This is a genomic window from Curtobacterium sp. PhB142, assembly GCF_004341255.1.
GTDB lineage: Bacteria > Actinomycetota > Actinomycetes > Actinomycetales > Microbacteriaceae > Curtobacterium.
Genome location: NZ_SLUT01000002.1, coordinates 502,259 through 528,333, shown reverse-complemented (window position 1 = coordinate 528,333; position 26,075 = coordinate 502,259). Strand labels below are relative to the sequence as shown.

Annotated in this window: 27 protein-coding genes; 9 read left to right on the top strand and 18 right to left on the bottom strand. The window is 72.0% G+C overall.

The window, feature by feature from the left end:
- Positions 1 to 7: 7 nt before the first annotated feature.
- Positions 8 to 418, bottom strand: a complete 411-nt coding sequence (locus tag EDF31_RS05855; protein WP_131845484.1) for a tetratricopeptide repeat protein — start codon at positions 416 to 418, stop codon at positions 8 to 10.
- Between the two features lie 64 nt (positions 419 to 482).
- The gene (locus EDF31_RS05850) at positions 483 to 1,229 is read right to left on the bottom strand and encodes a dihydrodipicolinate reductase C-terminal domain-containing protein (protein ID WP_243649879.1); all 747 of its coding nucleotides are present in this window, start codon (positions 1,227 to 1,229) and stop codon (positions 483 to 485) included.
- Positions 1,230 to 1,252: 23 nt separating this feature from the next.
- Here EDF31_RS05850 and EDF31_RS05845 point away from each other — a divergent pair, with 23 nt between their 5' ends.
- Positions 1,253 to 1,744, top strand: a complete 492-nt coding sequence (locus EDF31_RS05845; RefSeq protein ID WP_131845482.1) for a GNAT family N-acetyltransferase — start codon at positions 1,253 to 1,255, stop codon at positions 1,742 to 1,744.
- On the opposite strand, the gene EDF31_RS05840 is transcribed toward EDF31_RS05845, so the two are convergent.
- Together EDF31_RS05840 and EDF31_RS05835 are read right to left on the bottom strand one after the other, a co-directional pair.
- Positions 1,741 to 2,343 (bottom strand): histidine phosphatase family protein, encoded by a 603-nt coding sequence (locus tag EDF31_RS05840; protein ID WP_111084585.1) that lies wholly within the window; start codon positions 2,341 to 2,343, stop codon positions 1,741 to 1,743. The two genes, EDF31_RS05845 and EDF31_RS05840, sit on opposite strands and share 4 nt — an antisense overlap.
- Positions 2,344 to 2,351: 8 nt before the next feature.
- Positions 2,352 to 3,686, bottom strand: coding sequence for a pitrilysin family protein (locus EDF31_RS05835; RefSeq protein ID WP_123938811.1), 1,335 nt, complete (start codon positions 3,684 to 3,686; stop codon positions 2,352 to 2,354).
- A 246-nt stretch (positions 3,687 to 3,932) separates the two neighbouring features.
- Between EDF31_RS05835 and EDF31_RS05830 the strand changes: the two genes are divergently transcribed.
- The gene (locus EDF31_RS05830; RefSeq protein ID WP_131845481.1) at positions 3,933 to 4,580 is read left to right on the top strand and encodes a TetR/AcrR family transcriptional regulator; all 648 of its coding nucleotides are present in this window, start codon (positions 3,933 to 3,935) and stop codon (positions 4,578 to 4,580) included.
- A 242-nt stretch (positions 4,581 to 4,822) separates the two neighbouring features.
- On the opposite strand, the gene EDF31_RS05825 is transcribed toward EDF31_RS05830, so the two are convergent.
- Positions 4,823 to 5,788 (bottom strand): ferritin-like domain-containing protein, encoded by a 966-nt coding sequence (locus EDF31_RS05825; protein ID WP_131845480.1) that lies wholly within the window; start codon positions 5,786 to 5,788, stop codon positions 4,823 to 4,825.
- A gap of 243 nt (positions 5,789 to 6,031) precedes the next feature.
- Here EDF31_RS05825 and EDF31_RS05820 point away from each other — a divergent pair, with 243 nt between their 5' ends.
- A complete protein-coding gene (locus EDF31_RS05820) occupies positions 6,032 to 6,559 on the top strand; it encodes a YbhB/YbcL family Raf kinase inhibitor-like protein (protein ID WP_131845479.1) in 528 nt (175 codons plus the stop codon).
- A gap of 69 nt (positions 6,560 to 6,628) precedes the next feature.
- On the opposite strand, the gene EDF31_RS05815 is transcribed toward EDF31_RS05820, so the two are convergent.
- Entirely contained in the window at positions 6,629 to 8,896 is a 2,268-nt protein-coding gene (locus EDF31_RS05815; protein ID WP_123293920.1) for a polyribonucleotide nucleotidyltransferase, read from the bottom strand.
- A gap of 281 nt (positions 8,897 to 9,177) precedes the next feature.
- On the opposite strand from EDF31_RS05815, the gene EDF31_RS19880 reads away from it, so the two are divergent.
- On the top strand, positions 9,178 to 10,392 hold the full coding sequence (locus EDF31_RS19880) for a hypothetical protein (protein WP_165901337.1): 1,215 nt from the start codon (positions 9,178 to 9,180) through the stop codon (positions 10,390 to 10,392).
- Positions 10,393 to 10,402: 10 nt separating this feature from the next.
- Here the strand turns inward: EDF31_RS19880 and EDF31_RS05805 are convergent, their stop codons facing one another.
- The 8 genes from EDF31_RS05805 to EDF31_RS05775 all read right to left on the bottom strand — a co-directional run bounded on the left by EDF31_RS05805 (position 10,403) and on the right by EDF31_RS05775 (position 15,518).
- Positions 10,403 to 10,636, bottom strand: a complete 234-nt coding sequence (locus tag EDF31_RS05805) for a ferredoxin (RefSeq protein ID WP_131845478.1) — start codon at positions 10,634 to 10,636, stop codon at positions 10,403 to 10,405.
- A complete protein-coding gene (locus tag EDF31_RS05800) occupies positions 10,633 to 11,949 on the bottom strand; it encodes an NADH-ubiquinone oxidoreductase-F iron-sulfur binding region domain-containing protein (RefSeq protein WP_131845477.1) in 1,317 nt (438 codons plus the stop codon). The genes EDF31_RS05805 and EDF31_RS05800 overlap by 4 nt, the downstream gene beginning before the upstream one ends.
- Complete coding sequence (locus tag EDF31_RS05795) at positions 11,946 to 12,503, bottom strand: ferric reductase-like transmembrane domain-containing protein (protein WP_131845476.1); 558 nt, start codon at positions 12,501 to 12,503, stop codon at positions 11,946 to 11,948. Before EDF31_RS05795 ends, EDF31_RS05800 begins: the two co-directional genes overlap by 4 nt.
- Positions 12,503 to 13,462 (bottom strand): FAD:protein FMN transferase, encoded by a 960-nt coding sequence (locus EDF31_RS05790; RefSeq protein ID WP_207896041.1) that lies wholly within the window; start codon positions 13,460 to 13,462, stop codon positions 12,503 to 12,505. The genes EDF31_RS05795 and EDF31_RS05790 overlap by 1 nt, the downstream gene beginning before the upstream one ends.
- Positions 13,459 to 13,818, bottom strand: a complete 360-nt coding sequence (locus tag EDF31_RS20150) for a hypothetical protein (protein ID WP_207896042.1) — start codon at positions 13,816 to 13,818, stop codon at positions 13,459 to 13,461. The genes EDF31_RS05790 and EDF31_RS20150 overlap by 4 nt, the downstream gene beginning before the upstream one ends.
- A gap of 126 nt (positions 13,819 to 13,944) precedes the next feature.
- Positions 13,945 to 14,562, bottom strand: coding sequence for a CE1759 family FMN reductase (locus EDF31_RS05785; protein ID WP_131845474.1), 618 nt, complete (start codon positions 14,560 to 14,562; stop codon positions 13,945 to 13,947).
- A 137-nt stretch (positions 14,563 to 14,699) separates the two neighbouring features.
- On the bottom strand, positions 14,700 to 14,969 hold the full coding sequence (gene rpsO, locus EDF31_RS05780) for a 30S ribosomal protein S15 (protein ID WP_070416523.1): 270 nt from the start codon (positions 14,967 to 14,969) through the stop codon (positions 14,700 to 14,702).
- A gap of 102 nt (positions 14,970 to 15,071) precedes the next feature.
- The gene (locus tag EDF31_RS05775; protein ID WP_123293926.1) at positions 15,072 to 15,518 is read right to left on the bottom strand and encodes a VanZ family protein; all 447 of its coding nucleotides are present in this window, start codon (positions 15,516 to 15,518) and stop codon (positions 15,072 to 15,074) included.
- 143 nt (positions 15,519 to 15,661) lie between these two features.
- Between EDF31_RS05775 and EDF31_RS05770 the strand changes: the two genes are divergently transcribed.
- Genes EDF31_RS05770 through EDF31_RS05760 form a run of 3 tightly spaced genes read left to right on the top strand, consistent with a single transcriptional unit; the run spans position 15,662 to position 18,122 of the window.
- Entirely contained in the window at positions 15,662 to 16,717 is a 1,056-nt protein-coding gene (locus EDF31_RS05770) for a glycoside hydrolase family 6 protein (protein WP_165901336.1), read from the top strand.
- Positions 16,718 to 16,758: 41 nt separating this feature from the next.
- Positions 16,759 to 17,808: a M4 family metallopeptidase gene (locus tag EDF31_RS05765; protein ID WP_131845472.1), complete on the top strand. Its 1,050-nt coding sequence runs from the start codon at positions 16,759 to 16,761 to the stop codon at positions 17,806 to 17,808.
- A gap of 38 nt (positions 17,809 to 17,846) precedes the next feature.
- Positions 17,847 to 18,122 (top strand): protealysin inhibitor emfourin, encoded by a 276-nt coding sequence (locus EDF31_RS05760; protein ID WP_111084572.1) that lies wholly within the window; start codon positions 17,847 to 17,849, stop codon positions 18,120 to 18,122.
- Positions 18,123 to 18,277: 155 nt separating this feature from the next.
- On the opposite strand, the gene EDF31_RS05755 is transcribed toward EDF31_RS05760, so the two are convergent.
- The 3 genes from EDF31_RS05755 to EDF31_RS05745 form a co-directional block, all read right to left on the bottom strand.
- Entirely contained in the window at positions 18,278 to 20,521 is a 2,244-nt protein-coding gene (locus EDF31_RS05755) for an AAA family ATPase (protein ID WP_243649878.1), read from the bottom strand.
- Between the two features lie 89 nt (positions 20,522 to 20,610).
- On the bottom strand, positions 20,611 to 21,447 hold the full coding sequence (locus EDF31_RS05750) for an aldo/keto reductase (RefSeq protein WP_123341052.1): 837 nt from the start codon (positions 21,445 to 21,447) through the stop codon (positions 20,611 to 20,613).
- Positions 21,447 to 21,818: an FKBP-type peptidyl-prolyl cis-trans isomerase gene (locus EDF31_RS05745; protein ID WP_123293932.1), complete on the bottom strand. Its 372-nt coding sequence runs from the start codon at positions 21,816 to 21,818 to the stop codon at positions 21,447 to 21,449. Before EDF31_RS05745 ends, EDF31_RS05750 begins: the two co-directional genes overlap by 1 nt.
- Before the next feature lie 69 nt (positions 21,819 to 21,887).
- On the opposite strand from EDF31_RS05745, the gene EDF31_RS05740 reads away from it, so the two are divergent.
- Entirely contained in the window at positions 21,888 to 23,207 is a 1,320-nt protein-coding gene (locus EDF31_RS05740; protein ID WP_123293933.1) for an MFS transporter, read from the top strand.
- Between the two features lie 237 nt (positions 23,208 to 23,444).
- Positions 23,445 to 24,530: a YihY/virulence factor BrkB family protein gene (locus EDF31_RS05735; protein ID WP_131845471.1), complete on the top strand. Its 1,086-nt coding sequence runs from the start codon at positions 23,445 to 23,447 to the stop codon at positions 24,528 to 24,530.
- Between the two features lie 27 nt (positions 24,531 to 24,557).
- Here EDF31_RS05735 and EDF31_RS05730 read toward each other — a convergent pair whose 3' ends face one another.
- Complete coding sequence (locus tag EDF31_RS05730) at positions 24,558 to 26,048, bottom strand: aspartate ammonia-lyase (RefSeq protein ID WP_131845470.1); 1,491 nt, start codon at positions 26,046 to 26,048, stop codon at positions 24,558 to 24,560.
- Positions 26,049 to 26,075 lie beyond the last annotated feature (27 nt).

Below are 26,075 nucleotides of genomic sequence, written 5' to 3'. Positions count from 1 at the left end.
CCGGGTCTCAGGCGCTCGATCGCGACAGGGCCGTGCGCATCGCGGCTCGAGCGCGCTTGCGGTCGCCCGCGGCGTCGTAGACGACCCCGAGCCGGTACCAGGCGCGCCAGTCCGCCGGGTTCTGCTCGACGGCGGCCTTGTACTGCGGGAAGAGCTCGTCGGCGGCCTCGCGCGTCGGACGCCCGGACGGACGCACGGGCACGACGTCCTCCGGTGCGCCGCCCTCGGCTTCGAGCCGGGATCCGAGCCGGGTGATCCGGATGCCGAAGCGGAACTCGAGCACGAGCAACAGCGCCCCGATCGCGGCGACGACGAACAGGGCGACGCCGATGCCGATCCCGATCGGGATGCCGGTGGCGATGAACGCCACGGCCCGCTGCCCGACGAGCACGATGTAGAGCGCCAACAGCAGGGTCATCAGCGCTGCTCCCCAGAACGGCGACCGGATCGCGCTACCGGCACGCGCTGCACGTCCCACCGGGTCAGCCGATGCCGAGGACGCTGCCGAGGCCCACGGTGAGCCCGCGGGCGGATCCGAGGGCGGACAACGCCGCCCGGATCCCGGCGACGTAGGCGACGTCGTCGTTGGTGTCGTGCCGGATCGTCAGGGTCTCGCCGGGACCGCTGAGCAGGACGTCCTGCACGGCCTTCACGCCCGGCAGCCGGAGCGAGTGGATCGGCACGCTCGCCACCTGCTGGCCGCGGGCGCGCTGGTCGACGTGCGGAGCCTCGGCCGGGCCGACGTCGCGACGGGCCTCGGCGATGAGCTCGGCGGTGCGCACCGCGGTGCCGGACGGCGAGTCGATCTTGCCGGCGTGGTGCGTCTCGACGATCTCGACCGAGGGGAACCACGGCGCCGCGATGGTGGCCAGGTGAGTGCCGAGCACCGACCCGATCGAGAAGTTCGGCACCACGAGGACGCCCTGGTCGGGACGCTCCTGCAGGGCGGTACGGAGCTTCGCGAGACGGTCGGCGGACCACCCGGACGTGCCGACGAGGACGTTCGCCCCGCTCGACAGCGCGTTCTCGACGATCGCGGGGCTGAGCGCCGGCACCGTCACGTCCACGACGAGCGCGGCACCGCCGAACACCGACGGCGGTGCTTCGTGGGCACCGTCCTTCGACGACAGGCGGGCGACGAGCTCGAACTCCGGGAGTTCCTCGACGACGGAGGCCACGAGGCCCCCGAGACGACCGGTGGCGCCGACGACGGCGACGGGAGTGACCATGCGGTCCATCCTAGGATCGACGCATGTCAGTCGAGGTCAGGACCGTGCCGGCCGATCTGCCCGAGGTCGACGTCCTGCTCGACGCGTACCTCGACGAGCGCGAGGCGACGTTCCCCAGTGCGCAGGGCGCGTACTCGCGGAAGCGCACCCCGGCGGCGGAGTTCACGCCGCCGAACGGGGTCTTCGCGGTGGCGTACGACGGCGGGGTCGCGGTCGGCTGCGGCGGCCTTCGGCGGATCGCGGACGACCCCGACGCGACCACCACGGACGTCCGGTTCGAGGTCAAGCACGTCTTCGTCACCCCGGCGGGACGGGGCAAGGGCGTGGCAACGGCGCTGATGGACGCGCTCGAACGGGAAGGCGCCGCGCTGGGGGCGACGAGCATCGTGCTGGACACGAACGACTCGCTCGTCGCCGCGGGCGCGATGTACCACAGCCGGGGCTACGAGCGTGTCGCGCCGTTCAACGACAACCCGAACGCGACCGCCTGGTTCCGCAAGCCGGCCTCCCGCTAGACGGGCTGGTCGACCGGCAGCCCGGTGCGGAGCTCCACCGGCAGGTGGGCCAGGTCGTTCAGGGCGACCACCTCGGCCGGTTTCGCGGAACGGATCCGGATGATCGTGAGCGCGGTGTGCGCGACGTTCGTGCCCATCCAGCGCCACTCGGGTGCCTGGAACGCCTCGCGCACGAACCAGCCGATCACGGCGTTGTGGGTGATGAGCAGGTCGTGCCGGTCCTCGCGCGCCGGGGTGAACCACTCGGAGACGGCGTCGCCCATCTGCGCCTGGCCGGCGATGATCTCCTCTTCCGTGACGCCGCCGTACCAGCCCTGGTAGGCGTGCGGCATGTCCGGGGTCGGGCCGGAGGGGACGCAGTCGAAGAGCAGCGTCGACGGTTCGGGCTGGATCGACGGCAGTCGCTGCGCCAGGAACGCGGCGGTCTCGCTCGGGGCCTCCAACGGGGAGTGGTAGACGCCGTCGAACGGCAGCCCGCCGAGACGGTCGGCGACGAGCATGGCCTGGCGCTTGCCGCGTTCCGACAGCTTGCCGTCGCGGAGGCCGTGCTCGGCGTCCTGGTGTTCGCCGTGCCGGACGAGGTACAGGTAGTGCGACATGTCCGTGCTCAGCTGCCCATCCCGATCGCTGCGGCGAGCTCGTCCTGCTGCACCGCCCCGACCACCGACGTGATCGTCGGGCGGGTCAGGAGGTCGCGGGCGAGTTCGAGCACGCCGTCGGTGGTGACCCGGTCGACACGCTCCAGTGCGGTCGACAGGTCGGTGTACTCCCCGGTGCCGAGCTCGGACCGGCCGAGGCGGGTCATCCGGGCGTCGGAGTCCTCGAGCGAGAGCGTCAGGGCGCCCTCGATCTGGCCCTTGGCACGGCGGAGCTCGTCGTCGGTGATGCCGTCGTCCACCATGCGGCGGAACTCGGCGTCGATGATCTCGATGACCCCGGGGACGTTGTCGGGCGCACAGCCCGCGTAGACGCCGAAGGCGCCGTTGTCGAGGTAGGCGGGCGCGAAGGACGACACCGCGTAGGCGAGGCCACGTCGCTCGCGGACCTCTTGGAAGAGCCGGGAGCTCATGCCCCCGCCGAGCACGGCGTTCAGGACGCTGAGGGACGGCCGGCGGTCGTCGCGCAGGTCGAGCCCCTGCGAGCCGCGCAGCATGCTGACCTGCTCCGTCGGACGGTGGACCACCGACAGCTTCGGCTCGATGGGGTCGGCGACGGTCTGCGGCGTCCGTCGTGCGAGCGGCTCGGCGGGCGGGGCGTCGTGGAACACCGCGGCGACCGCGTCGCAGAACCGGTCGTGGTCGACGGCACCGGCGGCGGTCACGACGATGCCGTTCGGTGCGTAGTGCTCGCGGTAGTGAGCCAGGACCTCGTCCCGCTGGACCGCGCGGATGCTGTCCGGGGTCCCGCCGATCGGGCGACCGAGCGCGTGTCCGCCGAAGGCCGCGGCGAAGAACGCTTCACCCGCGACGTCGGCCGGGTCGTCGGCAGCCATCGCGAGTTCTTCGAGGATGACGCCGCGCTCGACGGCGAACGCCTCCGGGTCGAGCACCGAGCCGGTCACCATGTCACCGATGACCTGCACGGCCATCGGGACGTCGGCGTCCCGCACCCGTGCGTAGTAGCAGGTGTACTCCTTGGCCGTCGCGGCGTTGTGCTCGCCGCCGACCGAGTCGAACGCGATCGCGATGTCGAGCGCCGACCGGGTCTCGGTGCCCTTGAACAGCAGGTGCTCGAGGAAGTGGGTCGATCCGAACTGGCCGTCGCGTTCGTCGCGGGAACCGACGCCGACCCAGAACCCGATGCTCGTCGAAGCGGCACCGGGCACGGCTTCGGTCAGCACGCGGACACCCGACGGCAGCACGGTGCGGCGGACGAAGGCCCCTCCGGACGTCAGGAAGGACGTGTCCGGGGCCCCGAGCGGCAGTGGCACTGGCTGGTTCATCGCAGACGAGCCTACTGATGCTCCGGAGCCCACCGCCCAGTTTCCACAGGCCCACGGACTGTCACTCGAAGAGGGGTACAGAAATTGCGGACAGACCGACTCGTCTGTCTGTCCTCCTTGTGGTACAGTGGTGCACGCCGGATCGAAAGCCCCCCTAAGTTCCGATCCGGCGGCTCGGGACATCAGTCCTCGCGGCCACGAGTCCCCCCACTCGTCCGCGGAGCCGATGAACCAAGGAGCCACGCTGTGACGGTCGATTCCCCCCAACCGGCCGTCCAGCGTCTCCCTGGTCCGAGCACGAACCTCGCGTCGCCGGACGGGTCGAGCGTCCCCCCGACTCCCCGCTCCGGCGGCGCGAAGGTCCGCATCCTCGAGACGGCCACGCGACTCTTCTACGAAGAGGGCATCCACAGCGTCGGCGTCGACCGCCTCATCTCCGAGGCGAGCGTCACGAAGGCGACGTTCTACAAGCACTACGGGTCGAAGGACAACCTGATCCTCGCCTACATCCGCACGCAGCACGAGCGGGTGCAGGAACGCCTGGAACAGCTCGTCACCGACGCCGGCTCCTCCGCCGCAGCGGTCCGCGCGTGGGTCGCCGCCCTGGCGGACGAGGTCAACGACGCCGACTTCCGCGGGTGCGCGTTCCTCAACGCCGCCGCCGAGTACCACGACCCCCGCGACCCCGTGCGCGAGGTGGTCGCCACCCACCGCGACTGGTACACCGACCGGCTCGCCACCCTGCTGCAGGAGTCCGGCCACCAGCTGCCGGGCGACGGTGCCGACGAGCTCATGCTCGCGCGCGACGGTGCGATGGCCGGCGCCTACGCCGGTGACGCCATCGCGGCGACGGCAGCGCTCGGTCGCGTCGTCGACCGCGTCCTCGCCGCCTGACGCCCGGCTGCCGTCGGGGCCCCGCTCGGCTGCGGCCCATCTGCCGCCCGCCTGCCGCGAAAGCGACAGTCTGCCGCGAACTGTTCGCGGCACACTGTCGCCCTCGCGGCACGGATCCGCCGACGTGACGGACATCCGTCGCTTTCGCGACCACGAGCGGACGGGAGGCACGGTGCCAGCTGGCACCGTGCCTCCCGTCCGCACTGTGGTCGCGCTCACCGCGACCGGTCGCGTCGCGCGGATCAGGCCGGTCCGGTGGCGCTCCCGGGGTTGCCGCTCGCGACGATCGACCCGTTGACGCCGTCCGGGAAGAACCCGCCCTTGTCGATCTGGTTCGGGTTCAGGAACACCACGTTCAGGACACGCTCCGCGGTGCGGCCGTAGGCGAGCGAGTTCGAGTCCGTCGGCACGAGGTTCACCGCTCCCGACCGGGTCGTCACCCCCTGGTCGTCGTCGGTCGGACCGTCGAGCGAGTCACGGGCGTCGGAGATCTTGTTCGCCGGCACCTGCAGCCCCTTGTCCGAGAGCTTCGACCGGATGATCCCGGCGTGGTAGGCCTCGACGGCGAGGATGCCCGCCGCGGCACTGAGGTACGTCTTGCTGGTGATGAGCGGCGCGGCTCCCTTGTAGGCGGTCACCCCGACGTCCTCGAAGATGTACGCCCCGAGCAGGAAGTTCTCCTCGCTGGCGAACGGGTCGAAGGTGCCGGTCGGACCGACCACACCCGCAGCGCGCGCCGCCGCGGTGAAGCTCGACACGAGGTCGATCTTCGGACGCGAGACCTTCGCACCGCCGAGGGCGGATCGGAGGAACGCCACGTGCGCGCGCTCGTCGTTCGCGATCTCGGTGGCGATGCCGCGGATGGCCGCGGTCTTGAACGGCACCTTCTTGCCACCGATCACCGGCCCCTGCGGGTCGATGCCGGTGATCATGCTGTCGGCGAGGCCCGCGCCGAACACGGCACGCAGGTAGAACTCGGCCTCGAGGTACTCGAGGTTCAGGGCGAAGTTGAGGATGGCGGCGTCGGAGACGGCACCGTCCTCTTCCGGGGTGGCGGCGGCGCGGTCGGTGGTGAGCACCGACGAGCCGAGCGCGGCGATGCCGGCTGAGGCGCCGGCGACGCCGGCGGCTGCGAAGAACCGTCGTCGGTCGAGCGCGTTCTCGGCGCTGCGATCGATGGCGTGGTGGATGAAACGCTTGTCGAACATCGTTGTCCTCATGTCGTGCTGGCAGCACGGGACCCCACCGACGCTGCAGGGAAACGGGTCGGTCGAGCCGCGATCGGCGGGATGGTCGATCGTGCGGCGAAGATACCCCCGAACAGGGGGCGACTCCAGCGTTCGGCGGCGTTCGACGCGGATCAGCGCACATCGGCCAGGCCGAGCAGCGAGCAGCCGGCGTCGGGCGACCGCGTCGGGCAGTCGCCGAGGCTGTGGGTGTTGGCTGGGCGCATGGCCAATGACCCCAACTGGAACCTCCCCGAGGTCCCCTCGTTCACCCTGACCAGCCCCGACTTCGCCGACGGCGGCGCGCTGCCGACCTCGGCGCGCGGCACCGACGCGGGTGGCCAGGACCGCTCCCCCGCACTCGAGTGGTCCGGCGCTCCCGAGGGCACGAAGAGCTTCGTGCTCACCGTGTACGACCCCGACGCCCCGACCGGTTCGGGCTTCTGGCACTGGAGCCTGACCGACATCCCGGGCTCGGCGACCTCGCTGCCCGCCGGCGCCGGCACCGACGACGCCCTGCTGCCGGCCGAGGCACTCCGCCGCCGCAACGAGTTCGGCACCGACACGTTCCTCGGCGCCGCTCCGCCCGCGGGCCACGGCGTGCACCGCTACTTCTTCACGCTGAGCGCCCTCGACGTGCCGCTGCTCGAGGCGCCTGCCGACGCGACCCCCGCGGTCGTCGGGTTCGTGCTGCGCGAGCACCTGCTCGGCCGTGCACAGCTCGTCGGCACGCAGGAGACCCCCGCCGCGTAGGACGACCCAGCAACGACGAACGGCCGCCGCCCCGGAAGGGACGACGGCCGTTCGTGTGCCAGGGGTGGATCAGACGGTGGCGTCCGTCGACTCCTCGCGGGCACCGCTGGAGTCGGTGTCCGACTCCTCGGCGACGACCGGCGCGAGCGACAGCTTGCCGCGGTCGTCCACCTTGGTGACCTCGACCAGGACCTTCTGGCCGACGCCCAGGACGTCCTCGACGTTCTCCACACGCTTGCCACCGGCGAGCTTGCGCACCTCGGAGACGTGGAGCAGACCGTCACGGCCCGGGAGCAGCGACACGAAGGCGCCGAACGTGGCGATCTTCACGACGGTGCCGAGGAACTGGTCCCCGATCTCCGGGTTGGTCGGGTTCGCGATCGCGTTGACCGACGCACGAGCAGCCTCGGCCGACGGTCCGTCGACGGCACCGATGTAGACGGTGCCGTTGTCCTCGATCGAGATGTCGGCACCGGTCTCGTCCTGGATGCCGTTGATCGTCTTGCCCTTCGGGCCGATCAGCTCGCCGATCTTGTCGACGGGGATCTGCACCGAGATGACGCGAGGAGCGGTGTCCGCCATCTCGTCGGGGGCGTCGATCGCCTCGTTCAGCACACCGAGGATGGCCGAGCGGGCCTCCTTGGCCTGCTTCAGCGCCGCGTCGAGCACCGTCGACGGGATGCCGTCGAGCTTGGTGTCGAGCTGGATCGCGGTGACGAACTCCGAGGTACCGGCGACCTTGAAGTCCATGTCGCCGAGGGCGTCTTCCGCACCGAGGATGTCGGTCAGGGCCGCGTAGCGGGTCTGACCGTCGACGGTGTCGGACACCAGGCCCATCGCGATGCCGGCGACCGGGGCCTTGAGGGGCACACCGGCGTTGAGCAGCGAGAGGGTCGAGGCGCAGACGGAACCCATCGAGGTCGAGCCGTTGGAGCTGAGCGCCTCGGAGACCTGACGGATGGCGTACGGGAACTCTTCACGCGTCGGCAGCACCGGCACGAGGGCGCGCTCGGCGAGGAAGCCGTGCCCGATCTCGCGACGCTTCGGCGAACCCACACGGCCGGTCTCACCGGTCGAGTAGGGCGGGAAGTTGTAGTGGTGCAGGTAGCGCTTCTTCGTGACGGGCGACAGCGAGTCGATCTGCTGCTCCATCTTGAGCATGTTCAGCGTGGTGACGCCGAGGATCTGCGTCTCGCCGCGCTGGAAGATCGCCGAACCGTGGACGCGCGGGATCACGGCGACCTCGGCGTCGAGCGGACGGATGTCGGCGAGGCCGCGACCGTCCATGCGGACCTGCTCGGTCAGGATGCGGCCGCGGACGACCTTCTTCGTGACCGACTTGTACGCGGCGCTGACCTGCGAGTTGGCGACGTCGGGCAGTTCGCCCGCCGACACCTTCGCCGCGATGGCCTCCTTGACGCGCGACTTGAGTGCGTCGTCGGCGTCCTGGCGCTCGGTCTTGGCGGCGATCTTGTAGACGTCACCGAGCTCGGAGAGCGCGATGGCCTCGACGGCCGAGTAGACCTCGGGCGCGTACGGCGGGAAGACCGGGTAGTCCTGGATCTCCTTGGCGGACTGCGCGGCGAGCTTCGCCTGGGCGTCGACGAGGGACTTGAGGAACGGCTTGGCCGCCTCAAGACCCTGCGCGACGACGGCCTCGTCGGGCTTGGTGGCGCCGCCCTGGATGAGCTCCCAGCTGTGCTCGGTGGCCTCGGCTTCGACCATCATGATGGCGACGTCCTCGTTGCCCGCCTCGTCGGTGACGACACGGCCGGCGACCGTGAGGTCGAAGACGGCGTCGGCGAGCTGCGATGCCTTCGGGAACGCGACCCACTGTTCGCCGATCAGCGCGAGGCGCACACCGGCGATCGGGCCGGAGAACGGCAGACCGGAGATCTGCGTCGACGCGGACGCGGCGTTGATGGCCAGCGCGTCGTAGAACTCGTCCGGAGCGATGCTCAGGACGGTGATGACGATCTGGACCTCGTTGCGCAGGCCGTCGACGAACGACGGGCGCAGCGGCCGGTCGATGAGTCGGCAGACCAGGATGGCCTCGGTCGACGGGCGGCCTTCGCGGCGGAAGAACGAACCGGGGATCTTGCCGGCGGCGTAGGAGCGCTCCTCGACGTCGACGGTCAGCGGGAAGAAGTCGAATCCTTCACGCGGGTGCTTGCCGGCGCTGGTGGCCGAGAGGAGCATCGTTTCCTCGTCGAGGTACGCGGCGACCGCGCCCTGCGCCTGCTGTGCGAGCCGACCGGTCTCGAACCGGACGGTGCGCTTGCCGTACTTGCCGTTGTCGATGACGGCTTCGGCGAACTTGATCTCGGGACCCTCCAAAAGGGTGCCTCCTTGATGTGTGTTCGGCAGGCCGTGGCGACGGCACTCGATGGTGCGTGCGCGCCGATCGTTCCGGACGCATGTCTGGCCAGCAGTAGAAGCACTCGGGAAACCGTTCCGGCCCGCGAGCCACCACCGATGACCAGCTCCGTGCCCGGCCTGCGCAGTGTTGTGTCGAACATCCGGGGAAACGGTCCTCGGACACGATGGACTTTACCAGTCCACAGGGAATCGGCGGCGCGGCTCGCTGACGGCCGGGCGAGCCTCGGTAATCTGCTGCCATGCGTCTCACCCCCTCGCGGGGCGTGCTCGTCGCGGCCGCCGTGGTCGTCGGCGCGCTCGTCGCCCCGGTCCTCACCGCTGTCCCGGCGTCCGCGACGGAGTACCCGACCTGGCAGGACGTGCAACAGGCCAAGGGGAACGAGACCGCCAAGCGCGCCGAGGTCACCAAGGTGCAGGCCGCGCTGCAGTCGGCGCAGGACGAAGCAGCGGCGAAGTCGCAGGCCGCGCTGACGGCCTCGTCGAAGGCGGACGCGGCCGAGGCGGAGCTGGCGGAGGCCACCCAGGCCGCCACGAGCCTCCAGGCCCAGGCGCACCGCGCGTCCGAGACGGCCGAGCGTGCGCAGACACGCGCCGGGCAGCTGGCGGCGAACCTGTACCGCGACGGCAGCACGAACCAGATGACCACCCGGATCGCGACCGCGGGGAACCCCGACCAGCTGCTCTACCAGCTGGGCGCGCTCGACCAGCTGTCGTCCACGTGGTCCGGCGTGATGGACGAGGCGTCCGTCGCGGCCGGCACGGCATCGTCACTGCACGAACAGGCCGAACGCGCCGAGACCGAACGCGCGACGCGTGCGCAGGCGGCCGAGGAACGGTCCGCGGCGGCGAAGTCCGCCGAGGCCGTGGCGAACGCCGCGGTCGAGTCGACCGAGCAGCACAGCGACGAGCTGTACGCGCAGCTCGCGTCGCTCCGGGACACCACCGCGAAGCAGGCCGCCGGGTACGAGCTCGGGCAGAAGGTCGCGGCGCAGAAGGCCGAACAGCAGCGCAAGCGTGCGGCGGCCGCCGCGGCACAGGCGGCGGCAGCAGCCTCGGCGAGCGCCGACACCGGCAGCGGCGGGAGCACCAGCGCCAGTGGGGGCGGGGGCACGAGCTACCCGAGCACCGGCGGTGTCGTGGTGGACCCTGCGGCCGCACAGGCGTACGCGCGGAGCGCCCTGAGCTCGTACGGCTGGGGCGACGACCAGTTCTCCTGCCTGGTGTCGCTGTGGACGCAGGAGTCCGGCTGGCGGGCGAACGCGCTGAACGCCTCGAGCGGCGCCTACGGCATCCCGCAGTCCCTGCCCGCTGACAAGATGTCGGCGGCCGGGGCGGACTGGCGGACGAACGCGAACACGCAGATCAACTGGGGACTCGCCTACATCAAGAGCGCCTACGGGTCGCCGTGCGGTGCGTGGGGCCACGAGATGAGCGTCAACCCGCACTGGTACTGAGCACGACTGCTCACTGCTCCACCATTCGCAGTGCCTGCAGCGGGCACATCGCCACCGCGTCCGCAGCGGCGGCGCGTTCGTCCGGCCGCACCGGCACATCGCGGGTGCCGCCGCTGTCGCGCGCGATCGGGTAGCCCCACTCGTCGCGCGCCAGCCGCTCGGCGAAGAGTTCGGTGCACAGGCCGCGTCCCCGGCAGCGGGTCCAGTCGACGTGCAGCACGACGGGACCGGCGGCGGCGGTCATCGGAGTCCACCGACCGAGCCGGACCCCGCCGAGCCGGACCCGGCCGCACCGGGCCCGACCAGGCACGCGCCCCGCAGGTGCGCCTGCACGTCGTCGTGGAACACGTCGAGGGCGCTCCGCACCATCCGCGCGACGCCGTCCGGGTGGTGGCAGGCCCCGCGTCCGTCGACCAGGGCAGCGACCCGCCGGACCTCGCCGGCCAGGTCGCCCGCCCGACGCCCGGAGGCCAGGTCGGCGACCACGTCGGCGATCCGCGGCAACCCGTTCACGCACGGCCCGCAGCGGCCGGCGGACGCCCCGGCGAGCGCCGCGGCGAGGCCTGCGGTGACCCCGACCGGGCAGGTCCGGTCGTCGAGCACGGCCAGCACGCCCGCCCCGGGCGCCGCCCCCCACGGTGCGAGCCCGTCGACGTCGAAGGCCGCGTCGAGCGCTGCGGCCGGCACCCAGGTGCCGCCCCACCCGCCGAGCAGGACGGCTCGCGTCCGTCGAGGGTCGGCCGCCGGTAGCCGGTAGGCCCCCAGCAGCTGCCCGAGCGGCGCACCCCCGGCGGTCTCCAGCACCACGGCCCCGCCAGGGTCGGTCACGTCGCTGACCGTCACGAGACGGGTGCCGGGAGCGCTCGCGCTGCCGACGCTCCGCGCCCACGCCGCCCCGTACCGTGCGACGAGTGCCGCCTGGGCCAGGGTCTCGACGTTCGACACGAGGGTCGCGCGACCGCTCGGGCCACGGTCGGCGAGCCGCACGACGCGGTCCTCCGGCAGTCCTCGTCCTCCGGCGACGGCCGAGGCGAGTGCCGTGGCCTGCCCGGCGACGAAGGTGGTGTGGGGCAGTGCCCGGACCTCGATGGCGACCGGGTCGGTGCCGGTGCCGCGCCGGCCGTCGGTGCGTTCGGCGAGTGCCTGCCGGACCCGGTCGGCGAGCCGCGCGCTCGTGGCGACCACGGCCTCGGTCGCACCGATCGCGAGCGCCGCGACGACGATGCCGTCGAGCACCAGGTGCGGTGCGCGTTCGAGCAGGACGGCGTCCTTGCGACTGGCGGGTTCCCCCTCGGCACCGTTGGCGATGACGATCGGGGCACCGCGGCTCCCGCGCCGGGTCCGGCCCGCCACGGCGTCGAGCTTGCGGGCGAGCGGGAACCCGGCTCCGCCGCGGCCGTCGACCCCGGCGAGACCGATCTCGTCGATGATCCCGGGTCCCACGTGCGGCAGCGACCCGTGCGTGCGGTGGTGGGCGTCGAGTCCAGGGCCGGGGGCGGCGAGGAGTCGCTGCGTGCCGGTCGGTGGTGGCACGGTGAGCGGGTGGGTCAGCGTCATCGGAGGGCCTCCTTCGGGGTCGGACGGAACGCGGTGACGCCGGCCGTGCAGCGCCAGGCCACGGCGCCGAGGACGGCGGCGGCGCAGCTCCCGGCGACCACCAGGAACCAGGCGGACGTGCCGTCGGTCCCGGTGCCGATCGCGTGCGCCATCGCGATCGGCCACATGGCGTAGGCGGTCCAATGCACGGCGCGGAACACCCGCGGACCGATCACCCGGCGGAGCATCCCCGTGACGACGAGCACCACGAGCAGGTCGACCGCCAGGGTGCCGAGCCCGAGCCAGAACCAGCGGTACGCGCCGACGAACGGCACGACGGCGTCCAGCAGGCGCAGTTCGGCCTCGGTGTCGAGCAGCAGCGTCACCACGTGCACGGCCACGAACACGGTGGACGCCAGGGCGACGTCCCGGTGCACGAGCTGCACGCCGAACCGCGGCAGGCCGGGGAGCGGTCGTCCGCCGCGGGTCACGATGCCGAGCAGGACCGTCAGGGTCAGGAGCACGACGGCGGCGACGCCCGTGCCGCGGCCGACCACCCAGAGCGCGGTGTCCATCAGGCGGCGTCCGCCCCGTCGACGGTGACGGCACCGTCGGCAGCCTGGTCCTCCGGCCAGCCGCCGATCCGCAGCACGGAGCCGTCGGCCGCGACGAGCCGGGCCGCACGGCCGCTCTGTCGGAGCCAGTCCACGGCGCCGTGCCCCCGGACGACGGCGGCGGTGGTCATCGTGTTGGCGGTGGTGCACGAGGGGGCGACGACCGTCACCGACCGCCACACCGGGTCGGCGGGCAGACCCCACCGCGGATCGAGGATGTGGTGCCGCGCGGTCCCGTCCTGCTCCCAGCGGCGCTTCTGCGTGCTCGAGGTCGCGACGGACCACCCGGAGGCGATGCGGACGTGGTCGACGGGGTCGTCCGCCAGGTCCTGCACGCGCACCTGCCAGCCGCCGGAGGGGTCCGGGCCGGCCGTGGCGACGTCCCCGCCGAGCGAGACGAGGGCACCGACGCCGAGCCGCGCGGTGATGCTCGCGGCCGCCATGTCCGCGGCGGCGGCCTTCGCCGTGGCACCGAGGTCGAGCGTGACGCCCTCGGGGACCCGCAGGAACGTGCCGGACAGCAGGATCCGCTGCCACGCCGGGCGGTCGTCGAGCGATCGGGCCACGGCGTCGGATGACGGGACCGGTAGCGCGTCGGCGAACGCGGCGTCGTACCCGAGGGACACCATCCGTCGGCCGAGCGTCGGGTCGACGTCCCCGTCGGACAGCCGGGCGGCGTCGACGGCCTGGTGCACGAGCGTCGCCAGCAACGGCGAGACCTCGGTGCCGCGCACCAGCTCGTCGGCGCGGGACAGGAGCTCGGAATCGTCGCGGAACCGGCTGCACGCGGCGTCGACGGCGGCCGTGACCTCGCGGACGCAGGACTCGGCGGCGGCGAGGTGGCGGCGGTCGCGGTGGTCGAGGACGACCCGGGCTGTGGTGGTCCAGAGGTCCCACTCGGCGGCGGCGCGCACGGTCACGATCCCGTCGTCGTCGTGTCGGACGACCCACCGGTGCTGCCCTGCGAGACGCCGGTGTCGCTGCTGCTCGTGCCGCTGTCGGTCGACGTGTCGTTCGACGAGTCGTTCGACGTGTCGTTCGACGACGAGGAGGACGAGGACCCGGAGTCGGTGGTGGAGTCGCTCGACGTCCCGGTACCCGAACCGGAGTCCGTCGTGGTGCTCGTGCTCGTGGACGTGTCGGTCGTCGTCGTGCTGGCCTGCTCGTGCCCGAACCACAGCCCCGCACCCGTGACCGTCGCGACCGCGAGTCCGCCCAGGCTCACGAGCGCACTCGTGATCCGTGCGGATCGCTTGCCGTTGCCTCTGGTGTCCATCGGTCCTCCTCGTCGTCATGACGAGGTTCCCGAGCGCACCGATGAGCGAGCCGCCAGCCGGCCGCACTCCGACCCCACGAACCCTGTGGTCCGCCTAAGAGCGGGCCGCGGGGTCAGCGGTCCGGGTCAGTGCCCGAGGCCGCCGAGCAGGCTCGCGAAGTCCGCGGTCCCGGGGAGCGCGTCGGCTTCCTGCGGGGCCCGCCGGGAGGCCCGGATCGCCCAGGCCAGGTCCGCTCCGGCCCGGCGGATGCGTCCGTCCAGGGCCGCGGCGTCGCCGTCGCTCCCCCAGTCGTCGGTCGCGGCGAACACGCCGGTCGGCACCACCGCTGCACGGAGGTAGGCGAACACCGGACGCAGGGCGTGGTCGATGGCGAGCGAGTGCCGCGAGGTCCCGCCCGTGGCGCCGAGCAGGACGGGCAGGTCGGCGAGCGCGTCCTTGTCGAGGACGTCGAGGAACGACTTCGCGAGACCGCTGACGCCGGCCGTGAAGATCGGCGTGACGAAGACGACGGCGTCGGCCTCGACCACCGCGGCCGTGGCGGCGGACAGCGCGGGCGCCGCGAAGCCGGTGAGCATCGCGTCGGTGATCTCGTGCGCGAGCGGCCGGAGCTCGACGTGCAGGACGTGCGCGGGCGTGCCCTCGGCGACGAGCGCGGCGACGGCGGCCTCGCCCAGGCGGTCGGCGAGCAGGCGGGTGGAGCTGGGCTCGGAGAGTCCGGCGGAGACGACGGCGATGGTGGTCATGGTGGTTCCCGACTTTCGATGCGTTTGCATGAACATCGTACCGAACCGCACGCAGCGCGCAACCATTCCCGGGAACGGAGAACGCCCCGGTCCTCGCGAGGAGGACCGGGGCGTTCAGTCAAGCCGTGAGGCGTCGACTAGCGGCGCAGGCCGAGGCGCTCGATGAGCGCACGGTAGCGGGCGATGTCGACGTCGGAGAGGTAACCGAGGAGACGGCGACGCTGACCGACCATGAGCAGCAGACCACGACGCGAGTGGTGGTCGTGCTTGTGCTCCTTGAGGTGCTCGTTCAGGTCGTTGATACGACGCGTCAGAACGGCGACCTGGACCTCGGGGGAACCGGTGTCGCCCGGGTGGGTCGCGTACTCTTCGATGATCTCCTGCTTGACCTTCGCGTCAAGTGCCATGCGTAGATCCCCTTTCAGTCCGTTGCGCGGTGCCCGTGCCTGATGCACGAGCGCTCTTTGTCCGCGGCCGTTCGACGGCAACCGCGCAAGACTACCAGAGTCCTAGGCGGTCCTGGCGCGCAGGCGGCGACGACGGGGCGCCGGCAGCAGACTGCGGACGAGTCCGACGAGCGTCGCGCCGAGCAGTCCACCGAGGCCGTTCGACAGCACGTCGCGGGGGTCGGCGACGCGGTAGGGCAGGTAGGTGGCCTGCGCGAACTCGATGCCGGTCGACAGGGCGACCGCGACCAGGGCCCCGAGGATCCACCAGCGCCGCGGCAGCCAGAGCGCGGCGAGCATGCCGACCGGCACGAACATCGCGATGTTGGCCAGGAACTCGGTGCGCTCGTACGTGAACCAGGTGCCGTGCGGCAGCTGCTGCACCCAGGCGATCGCGTGCAGCACGAACGAGTTCTGTGCCGAGGTGAAGACCTGCGGGGTCAGCGTCATCCGCCAGATCACCCAGGCGTACGCCGCGGTCACGGCGAGGAGGAGGAGTCGACGGAACATCCCGGTATTCTGCAACACCGTCCTGCGGGGTCGCTGGGGCGCTCCTGGCAGAAGCCGTCGGCCGACCTGAACGAACACCCCGGGGTCCTGGTCAGGACTCCCCCGCACCTGTCAGCATGGGTGCGAACAGGGAGGACCGCCGGATGCCGGAGCACCAGGGGAAGCGTGCGTCCGCGCGACGTCAGTGGCTGTGGATCGCGGCCGCGGTCGTCGGTGTCGCGGCGGTCGTGACGACGCTCGTGGTCGTCGTGCCGCACGGCAGTGGGCCGGATGCCGACCCGACGGCGAGCGGACGGGACGTCGTGACGCGGAAGACCGCGGAGCAGGCGTTCCCCGGCGGCCTCGCGCACCAACCGTCGGACGTGAACCAGCCGGGCATCCGCGAGCGCCAGGCCCGCGCCGCCGGACACGACGACACCGCGGCGCAGATCGCCCGCATCGCCGACCAGCCGATCGCGACCTGGCTCACGAACGCCTCGCGGTCCGAGACGCGCACGACGATCCGCACCGTCGTCCGGAACGCCGAGCAGCAGCGGGCCACCCCGGTGTTCGTGCTGTACACCGTGCCGGACCGCGACTGTGGCAGCTACTCGAAGGGCGGCACCACCGACGACGCGTACCTGCCGTGGGTCCGGTCCGCCGTCCGCGCGATGGCTGGCTCGAAGGCCGTCGTGCTCGTCGAGCCGGACGCGATCGCACAGATCCAGAACTGCGAACGCCTCCGCGACTCCCGACTCCCCCTGCTCCGCGAGGCCGTGGACGCGCTGACCGGGCACGGACTGACGGTGTACCTCGACGGCGGCAACGAGAACCGTGTCCCGACCGCGACGATGGCCGACTGGCTGCGGCAGGCGGACGTCGACGAGGTGCAGGGCTTCTTCACGAACGTGTCGAACTTCTACCGGGTCGACCAGGAACGCGCCTACGCCGACGAACTCGCCGACGCGATCGGTGGTGATCCGCACTTCGTCATCGACGTCTCCCGGAACGGTCAGGGCTGGCGCGGGACGTGGTGCAACCCCGAAGGTGCGGGTCTCGGCCAGGCCCCGCACGTCACCGGCGGATCGAGCCGGCTCGACGCCCTGCTCTGGGTCAAGACGCCGGGTCTCAGCGACGGCACGTGCAACGGTGGACCGGCCGCCGGGCAGTGGTGGGAGTCCTACGCGCTCGGTCTCGTCGAGAACCGCAAGCGCGACTGACCCGCGGCCGGGGTGTCGGTGCCCGGTGGTTGCATGAGCGCATGACCCCGACCGACAGCCGGCGCTCCGTCGTCCCGCCCTACCTGCTCCACGCCGTGGCCCAGGCGGCCGAGTTCCCCCGGGCGGCCTCGGCCGCGCGCACCGCACTGGCGTCGCTCGAGCTCGTGCAGAGCCCGAAGCACCAGCACCTGGTCGCCCCGCGCCGTGTCAGCGGCACGGTCGACCGGTCGCCCCAGCGCACGATCGCCGACGCCCGCGGCACGACGACCCTGCCCGGCACGGTGGTCCGGAGCGAGGGCGCCCCCGACACCGGCGACGCGGCCGTCGACGAGGCGTACGCGGGCCTCGGTGCGACCCACGCCTTCTGGCTCGACGTCTTCGGCCGGGTGTCGATCGACGGTGCCGGACTCCCCCTCGACGCCACGGTCCACTTCGGGCAGGACTACGACAACGCCTACTGGGACGGCAGCCGGATGGTGTTCGGCGACGGCGACGACGAGGTCTTCCGGCGCTTCACCATCGCGCTCGACGTCATCGGGCACGAACTGGCGCACGGCGTCACGCAGTACACCGCCGACCTGACCTACCAAGGGCAGTCCGGGGCGCTCAACGAGTCGATCAGCGACGTGTTCGGCTCCCTCGTCGCCCAGTACGCGGCCGGGCAGACCGCCGAGCAGGCGAGCTGGCTCATCGGCGAGGGGCTCTTCACCGATGCCGTGCACGGCGACGCTCTGCGCTCGATGCGGGCCCCGGGTACCGCCTACGACGACCCGGTGCTCGGCAAGGACCCGCAGCCCGCGACGATGGCCGACTTCGTCGTGACGACCGACGACGCCGGTGGGGTGCACACGAACTCCGGCATCCCGAACCACGCGTTTTTCCTGGCGGCGACCGCGATCGGCGGGTACGCCTGGCAGGGCGCCGGTGCCGTGTGGTGGGACGCCCTGACCTCGGACGCCGTCACCGCCTCGATCGACTTCGCTGGCTTCGCCGCCGTGACGATCGACGCCGCTGGGTCCCGGTTCGGCGCCGGTTCCGCGGAGCACACCGCGGTGCAGGACGCCTGGCGGACGGTGAGCGTCCTCGTCTGAGACGATCGAGCGCCACGCACCGGCGTACGGTCGGGAGCATGCGCATCGAGGTCCGTCGTTCCGGGGGCTTCGCCGGTACCACGCGGCACTGGCGGGTCGACACCGACACGAGCGCCGACCCCGCGGCGTGGTCCGAGGTCGTCGACGCGCTCCCCCGGACCCCCGCGACGGCGACGGCCGGGCCGCCGGTCCCCGACGACTTCACGTGGACGATCACCGTCGAGCGCACGACCGTGACGATCCCTGGACGCCGCCTCGACGGCGCGTGGGCCGACCTCGTCGCGCGCGTCCGCTCTGCAGGCGACCCGTCCTGAGACGGCGGGCCCGTGCCGGAGCCGCCACGGTCCTCCCGTCCGCCCCGCGCCGGCCGGACCGCCGCGGATCGTGAGCAGCATTGGTCGCCTCCGCGCGGCGAACTCGACCATTTCTGCTCACGAAGTGGCCGCGCGCGATGCGCGAACGCGACCCCTCAGTCGACGTCGATGACCGTCAGGCGCCGCGTCGGACGGGTCATCGCGACGTAGACCGCGGCCGCCGGGCGCGCAGCGTCGGCACCGACCCGGTCGGGGTCGACGAGCAGCACGCCGTCGAACTCGAGGCCCTTGGCGTCCGCCCCGGTCAGCACCGTGAGCGACCCGGCGTGCGGCGAGGCGAGCCCGCGCACGTCGGCCTCGGTGCGCGTGAGCCGCTGCCGGACGGCGTCGACCTCGGACTCCGGGACGATCACGCCGATGGTGCCGGCACCGATCCGCGACCGTTCGGCGTCGGCGACCGACACGACCGTGTCGAGCAGGTCGGCGCGGGCGACGCGGACGCGCTCGACGGGGTCGCCGTCGCGCACGGCCTCGTTGCGGGTCACGGTCAGGCCGGCACCGTCGGCGAACACGCCGGCGGCCTCGACGATCGACCGCGGGGTGCGGTAGTTCACGGTGAGCTGCTCGATGCGGTGGTCGAGCGGCACGAGCGGTGCCCGGCCACGGCGCCGGCGGGCGAGCGCGCCGAGCACGTCGTCCCAGGTGCGCGCGGCCCCGGGCGAGGAGCCCTGCGCCATGTCGCCGACGATCGTGAAGGAGCGCAGCGGGTTGCGGCGTGCGAGCACGCGCCACTGCATCGGCGAGAGCTCCTGCGCCTCGTCGACCACGATGTGCCCGTAGGTCCACTCGCGGTCGTCGGCGGCGCGCTCCGCGGTCGAGCGGGGGTCGCCGCCCTCGGCGAACGAGCCGGCGACCTGCTCGGCGGTGACGATGCCCTCGACGCCCATGTTCTCGATCGCCTGACGGGCGTTCTCGATGTCACGGTTGCGGCTGGCCTTCGCCGCGCGCTTGGCGGCGCCGCCGGTCGGGTCGAACGGGCCGAGCAGTTCGGCTGCCTCGTCGAGCAGGGGGACGTCCTCGACCGTCCAGGCAGCACCGCGTGCGCGCTGCAGCAGGGCACGGCGTTCCGGGGTCCAGTCCGGGGTCAGCGAGGCGAGCCAGTTCGGACGGGCGTACAGGTCCTCGAGGAACTTCTCCGGCGGCAGCGGCAGCCACGCGGTGTTGAGCAGCACCCGGGCGTCGTAGGAGCTCCGGATGTCCTCGCGCAGGACCTTCTCGTCGGCCTCGTCCACCGTCGTGCCGCGCTCGCGCAGCTGTTCGGCGAGCAGCCGGGTCATCGCATCGAGCGCGAGCTTGTTGAACGTCACGCGCGCGGCGTTGTGGGGCTTGCCGCGGTCCTGGGCGCGCTTCATCGCGTCGGCCACGAGCTGCGGCGTCACGACGAGCCGCTCGCCCTCGACGTCGAGCGTCACCGACTCGGTCGGCACCACCTGGCGGGACCGCACGGCGCGGCGCAGGAGTGCGGCCGTCTGCGCGGAGCCCTTCACGGCGGCGACGTCGCGGGCGTCGTGCGTCGTCGCGTGCACCCCCGGGTAGAGCGAACCGAGCGAGGCCATCACGACGCCGGTCTCACCGAGCGACGGCAGGACCTGTTCGATGTACGTCAGGAACGCCGGCGACGGGCCGACCATCAGGACGCCGGAGCCCCGCAGCCGCTCGCGGTACGAGTACAGCAGGTACGCCGCACGGTGTAGCGCCACGGCGGTCTTGCCGGTGCCGGGGCCGCCCTGCACGATCAGGACGCCCTCGAGCGGGGAGCGGATGATGCGGTCCTGCTCGCCCTGGATGGTGGCGACGATGTCGGTCATCCGGCCGGTGCGCTCGGCGGTCACCGCGGCCAGCAGCGCCCCCTCGCCCTGCAGGTGGGTGCGCTCGTCGTCGTAGAGCGAGGCGTCGAACACCTCGTCCTCGACGCCGACGACCCGACGGCCCTCGAGCGACAGGTGGCGACGCGAGCGCATGCCCATCGGGTGCGCCGCGGTGGCCTGGTAGAACGCGCTGGCACCGGGCACACGCCAGTCGAGCAGCAGTGGGCGGTGGTCGGCGTCACGCAGGCCCACACGGCCGATGTAGCGGAAGGCGTCCTCCGAGCTGTCGGGCTCGGAGACCTCGAGGCGGCCGAAGACCAGACGGTCCCCCACGCGCTCGAGCGTCGCCACGGTGTCTTCGTAGAGTCGGGCGTACGCGTCGCGCTCGCTGCGGCTCTGGTGGTTCCCGCCGACCGCCTGACGACGGGTCTCGGCGAGACGCTGCTCGGCCTCGGCGGTCAGCTCGTCGAGACGGCGGAAGAGGCCGTCCACGTAGCCGCGCTCGCGGTCGATCTCGGTCGGTTCGGACACACGCAACCCTTCGGGAAGAGGGGAATCCAGTGTACTGCCCGCTGGAGGCCCGCAGTTCCCGAAGGGTCGTGCCGATCAGGACCGGCTGGTCACATCTCTTCGTGCGTGTCCGGGTCCGCGTCCCAGAGCCGGCCGCGCTCGAGGCCGGAGATGGCCTGCACCTCGGCGTCGGTCAGCTCGAAGCCGAACACGTCGAGGTTCTCGCGCTGCCGGGTGGCGTCGGCCGACTTCGGCACCGGCACGGCACCGAGCTGGACGTGCCACCGCAGGACGACCTGGCCGGGGGTCACGCCGTGGGCCGCTGCGGCGTCGGTGATCGGCTGCTCGGTGAGGAGCTCCGACCGCACGGCGAGCGGGCTCCAGCTCTCGGTCACGATGCCGAGCTCCTGGTGCACCTTCCGCAGTTCTGCCTGCGGGAAGTACGGGTGCAGCTCGACCTGGTTCACGGCCGGGGCGACACCGGTCGCGTCGATGATGCGGCGCAGGTGCTCCGGAGTGAAGTTCGAGACACCGATCGAGCGGACCTTGCCGCTGTCGCGCAGGTCGACGAACGCCTTCCACGTGTCGACGAACTTGTCCACCGACGGGTTCGGCCAGTGGATCAGGTACAGGTCGACGTGGTCGAGCCCGAGGTTGCCCAGGGTCTCGTCGATCGAACGGTGCGCCTCGTCGTAGCCGTGGTGGCGGCCGGGGAGCTTCGACGTGACGACGAGGTCCTCACGTGCCACGTCGGACTCGCGGACGGCACGGCCGACGGCGTCCTCGTTGCCGTAGTTCAGCGCCGTGTCGAGCAGCCGGTAGCCGCTCGCGATGGCGGTGCCGACGGCGGCCGCACCCTCGTCGCCGTTCAGGCCGTAGGTGCCGAGGCCGAGCTCCGGGAACCGGTGGCCGTCATTGAGCTCGATGGTCGGGGCACCGACCTGCATCAGCGCACCCCGAGCAGGTCGATCACGAAGATCAGGGTCTTGCCGGACAGGAAGTGGCCACCGCCGGCGGGACCGTAGGCGAGCTCCGGCGGGACGACGAGCTTGCGGCGACCGCCGACCTTCATGCCGGGGATGCCCTCCTGCCAGCCGCGCACGAGCGCCGCGAGCGGGAAGTCGATGGGCTCACCGCGGTTCCACGAGCTGTCGAACTCCTCGCCGGTCTCGTACTCGACGCCGGCGTAGTGCACCTTGACGGTCGAGCCGGCGGACGCTTCCTCGCCGGAGCCCTCGACGATGTCGGTGATGACGAGATCGGTGGGGGCCGGGCCCTCGGGCGCGTCGAACTCGGGCTTGCTGTTGAGGTCAGTCATGCGATCCAGTCAACCAGAGCGCGGCAACGGCAGACGCAACGGCCACCCAGGCCGCAGAATGGTTCCACCGTGACACGACCCACTCCCGCACCGCCGCGCCGCCGCCTGCTCGCCGACCTCACCCCGCTCCGCCGATCCCCCGCCTTCGCCCGGCTCTGGGCGGGCACCGCGATCGCCGGCATCGGCACGCAGATGACCACGGTGGCGGTCGGGCTCGAGGTGTACGAGATCACGCACTCCACCTTCGCCGTGGCGCTCGTGGGGGTCATCGCCCTGCTGCCGATGGTGGTCGCCGGCCTGTACGGCGGCATGCTCGCCGACGCCTTCGACCGGCGCACCGTCGCGCTCGTGTCGTCGATCATCGCCTGGGTCGCGGTCGCCCTCATCGCCACGCACTCGTGGCTCGGACTGCACAGCGTCCCACTGCTCTACGTCCTGGCGACCGTGAACGCCGTCGCCGCGACCGTCAGCAACGCGTCGCGCTCGGCGATCGTCCCGCGACTCGTCGGCACCGACCTGCTGCCCGCGGCGAGCGCCCTGGGCGGGATCGCCTCCGGGTTCCAGGTCACCGTCGGACCGGCCGTCGCCGGCGTCCTGATCGCGAGCGTCGGGTTCGCGCCGACCTACACGATCGACGTCGTCCTGTTCACCTTCGCGTTCCTCGGGGTGTTCACGCTGCCGCGGATGGCGGCCGACCACGGTGCCCTCCGTCCGGGGCTGAGCTCCCTGGTGGAGGGCGCGCGGTTCCTGCGGAGGTCGCGCAACATCACCATGACGTTCGTGCTCGACATCGTCGCGATGACGTTCGGTCAGCCCCGCGTCCTGTTCCCCGCGATCGGGGCGCTCGTGATCGGCGGCGGATCGATCACCGTGGGCACCCTCACGGCCGCCTACGCGATCGGCGCGCTGCTGTCGAGCGTCTTCTCCGGGCCGCTCGGGCACGTGCGCCGCCAGGGCGAGGCGGTCGGCTGGGCCATCACCGCGTACGGCGCAGCGATCGCGGCGTTCGGCGTCGTCATCGCGCTCGCGCACGTGCTCGGCGGACGCTCGGGCGAGTCGTTCTCCGTCGGGATCCTGCCCGCGCTCGGGTTGGCGGCGCTGTTCCTGGCGGCGGCCGGCGGTGCGGACAACGTCAGCTCGGTGTTCCGGAACACGATCCTGCAAGCGGCGTCGCCGGACGGCATGCGCGGCCGGCTGCAGGGCATCTTCATCGTGGTCGTCACGGGAGGCCCGCGGCTCGGCGACCTCTACGCGGGCCTGGTCGTCGCGGCCGGCATCGCGTACCCGCCGATCATCGGCGGCGTGCTCATCGTGGCGCTCGTCGCGCTGCTCCTCCGCCTGGTCCCCTCCTTCCGCCGCTACGACGCCCTGCACCCCCACGCCAACTGACCGGCGAGCGGCCGCAGGGCCTCCCGCGAAAGCGACAGATCTGCGCGAACCTTCCGCGGGCGTCTGTCGCTTTCGCGAGACGGACGGCAGACCGTGGCGGGATCGTGTCGCTCTGACGGGGTCGACGCGACCAAGGGCAGACGGGAGGCGCGGGGCGGGCCCGCCACGGGCCTCCCGTCCGCCCCGCTGCGCGACCACGGAACGGCGTGACGTCACGTGTCGGGTACCGTACAACGCATGCCGGACAGCGCATCGCGCGACCTCCAGCGGACGGGAGTCCGCGCCGTCGTCCGGCGCACCTACCACTCGGTCATCCGGCACCGCGTTGTCGACGCGGCCGCGTCGCTGACGTTCTTCGCGCTCCTGACCGTGTTCCCCACCGCGCTGACCGTGGTGTCCGCACTGTCGATCGTCGACCGCAAGGGCGACAGCCTGGCCGACATCATCGGTGTGCTCGGGTTCATCCTGCGCCCGGAGACGGCGGAGCACCTCGAGACCCCGCTGCGTCAGCTGCTGACCCTCGACAACCCGTGGCTCGGCTTCGCGACCGGCGTCGTGCTGACGCTATGGTCGCTGTCCGGCTATGCGACGGCGTTCGGGCGGGCGATGAACACCTCGTACGAGGTCGAGGAGGGTCGGCGGATCTGGAAGTTCCGCAGCATGATGCTCCTCGTCACGCTGCTCGTGATGGCGGGCGGGGCGATCGCGATCGTGATCCTGCTCGGCACCCCGACGATCTCGGCGGCGATCGTCGCGTCGTTCGGGTGGGCACCGTGGATCGACGACGTGTGGAACGTCGTGAAGTGGCCCGTGCTCGCCGCCGACCTCGTCGTGATGGTCGCGGTCCTGTACTACGCGACCCCGAACGTGAAGACGCCGCAGCTGCGGTGGGTGTCCGCCGGTGCCGCGTTCGCCATCGTCACCTGGGCGCTCGCGACCCTCGGCTTCGCCGTCTACGTCGAGACGATCGGCGCCGGGAACCGTGCGTACGGGTGGCTCGGCGGCGGGATCCTGCTGCTCGTCTACCTGTACATCTCGAACTTCGTGCTCGTGGTCGGCGGTGAGCTCGACTCCGAGGTGATCCGGATGCGGCAGCTCCTGGCCGGCATCGAGGCCGACGAGTCGATCCGGTTGCCGCTGCGCGACGTCACGCGCAACTTCACGCTCGCCCGCTGGCGGGACGCCGACATCGCCGCGGCGCGGAACGTCCGGACCACCGCGGCCCAGGTCGCCGCCGACGAGGACGCCGAGCCGACTCCGGCGCAGGAACACCTGCGCGACGTGGCCAAGCAGGTGCGCGTCGGCGAGGCGCCGATGCCCTGAGGTGGTCGCGCTGGTTGCGCGTGGGCGTCAGCGCTCGCGCGCCGCTTGGTCCAGCATCTCCTCGGTGACCACCGGGATCGCACCGGTCGCGAGCTCGATGCCGGACAGCCGCGCCGGGCTCAGCACGCGCTGCACCTGGTCCTCGTCCATCAGGCCGGCGGCCACGACGAGCGTCGAGATCGGCGTCGACGTGGTCAGCGCCGTGTGCGCGATCGACGCCGCAGCCGCGTAGCCGATGTACGGGGTCAGTGCCGTGACCACGCCGACGTTCGTGTCGACCTGCGCCGCGAGCTTCGCCTCGTTCGCCTCGATGCCCGTCACGCAGTGCTCGCGCAACGTCGCACAGCCCCGTGACATCCACTGCAGCGACTGCAGGATCGAGTGCGCGATGATCGGCTCGAACGCGTTGAGCTGGAGCTGACCGCCCTCGGCCGCCATCGTCACGGTGGTGTCAGCGCCGACCACGGCGAACGCGATCTGGTTCACGACCTCGGGGATCACCGGGTTCACCTTGCCCGGCATGATCGACGAGCCCGCCTGGCGCGCCGGCAGGGTGATCTCGCCGAGTCCCGCCTGCGGCCCCGACGCGAGCAGCCGCAGGTCGTTGCAGATCTTCGAGAGCTTCGCAGCACTGCGCTTCACTGTGCCGGACAGCGTCATGAAGGCGCCGGCGTCACTCGTCGCCTCGATCAGGTCCGGTGCCGTCACGACGTCGATGCCGCTGGCGTCCTGCAGCTGCCGGCGGACCTCGTCGCGGTAGAGCGGGTCCGCGGTGATCCCGGTGCCGATCGCCGTCGCGCCGAGGTTCATCTCGGCCAGCAGCGGCAGGACCTTGCGGAGCAGGTCGGCGTCCTCCTGGATCGTGTGCGAGAAGCCGGTGAACTCCTGCCCGAGGGTCATCGGCACGGCGTCCTGCAGCTGCGTGCGGCCGACCTTGAGCACGTCGGAGAAGGCGTTCCCCCGCTCGGCGAACGCCGCAGAAAGCTGCTCGAGCTGCTCGATGAGCCGCCGGGCGGAGAAGATCATCGCGATCTTGATGCTCGTCGGGTACGTGTCGTTCGTCGACTGGCTGCGGTTCACGTGGTCGATCGGGTGCAGGTACCCGTAGTCGCCCCGTTCGCGGCCGAGGAGCTCGAGTGCCCGGTTCGCCAGGACCTCGTTCGTGTTCATGTTCGTGCTCGTACCGGCACCGCCCTGCACGATGTCGACGACGAACTGCTCACGCAGGGCGCCGTCCCGCACCTCCTGCGCAGCGCGGTCGATGGCGTCGGCGCGCTCGTCGTCGAGGACCCCGATCGCCCGGTTTGCCCGCGCTGCCGCCTGCTTCACGGTGGCGAGCGCCTCGATGAGGTCCGGGTACACCGAGATCGGCACCGACGTGATCGGGAAGTTCTCCAGGGCCCGCAGGGTGTTGATGCCCCAGTAGGCGTCGATCGGGACCTCGCGCGACCCCAGCGAGTCGCTCTCGGTACGGGTCTGCGCCCCGGTGGGGGCCTGTGCTGCTTCGTTGCCGGTCACACGTCGAGGCTAGCCCAGTCCGTCCGG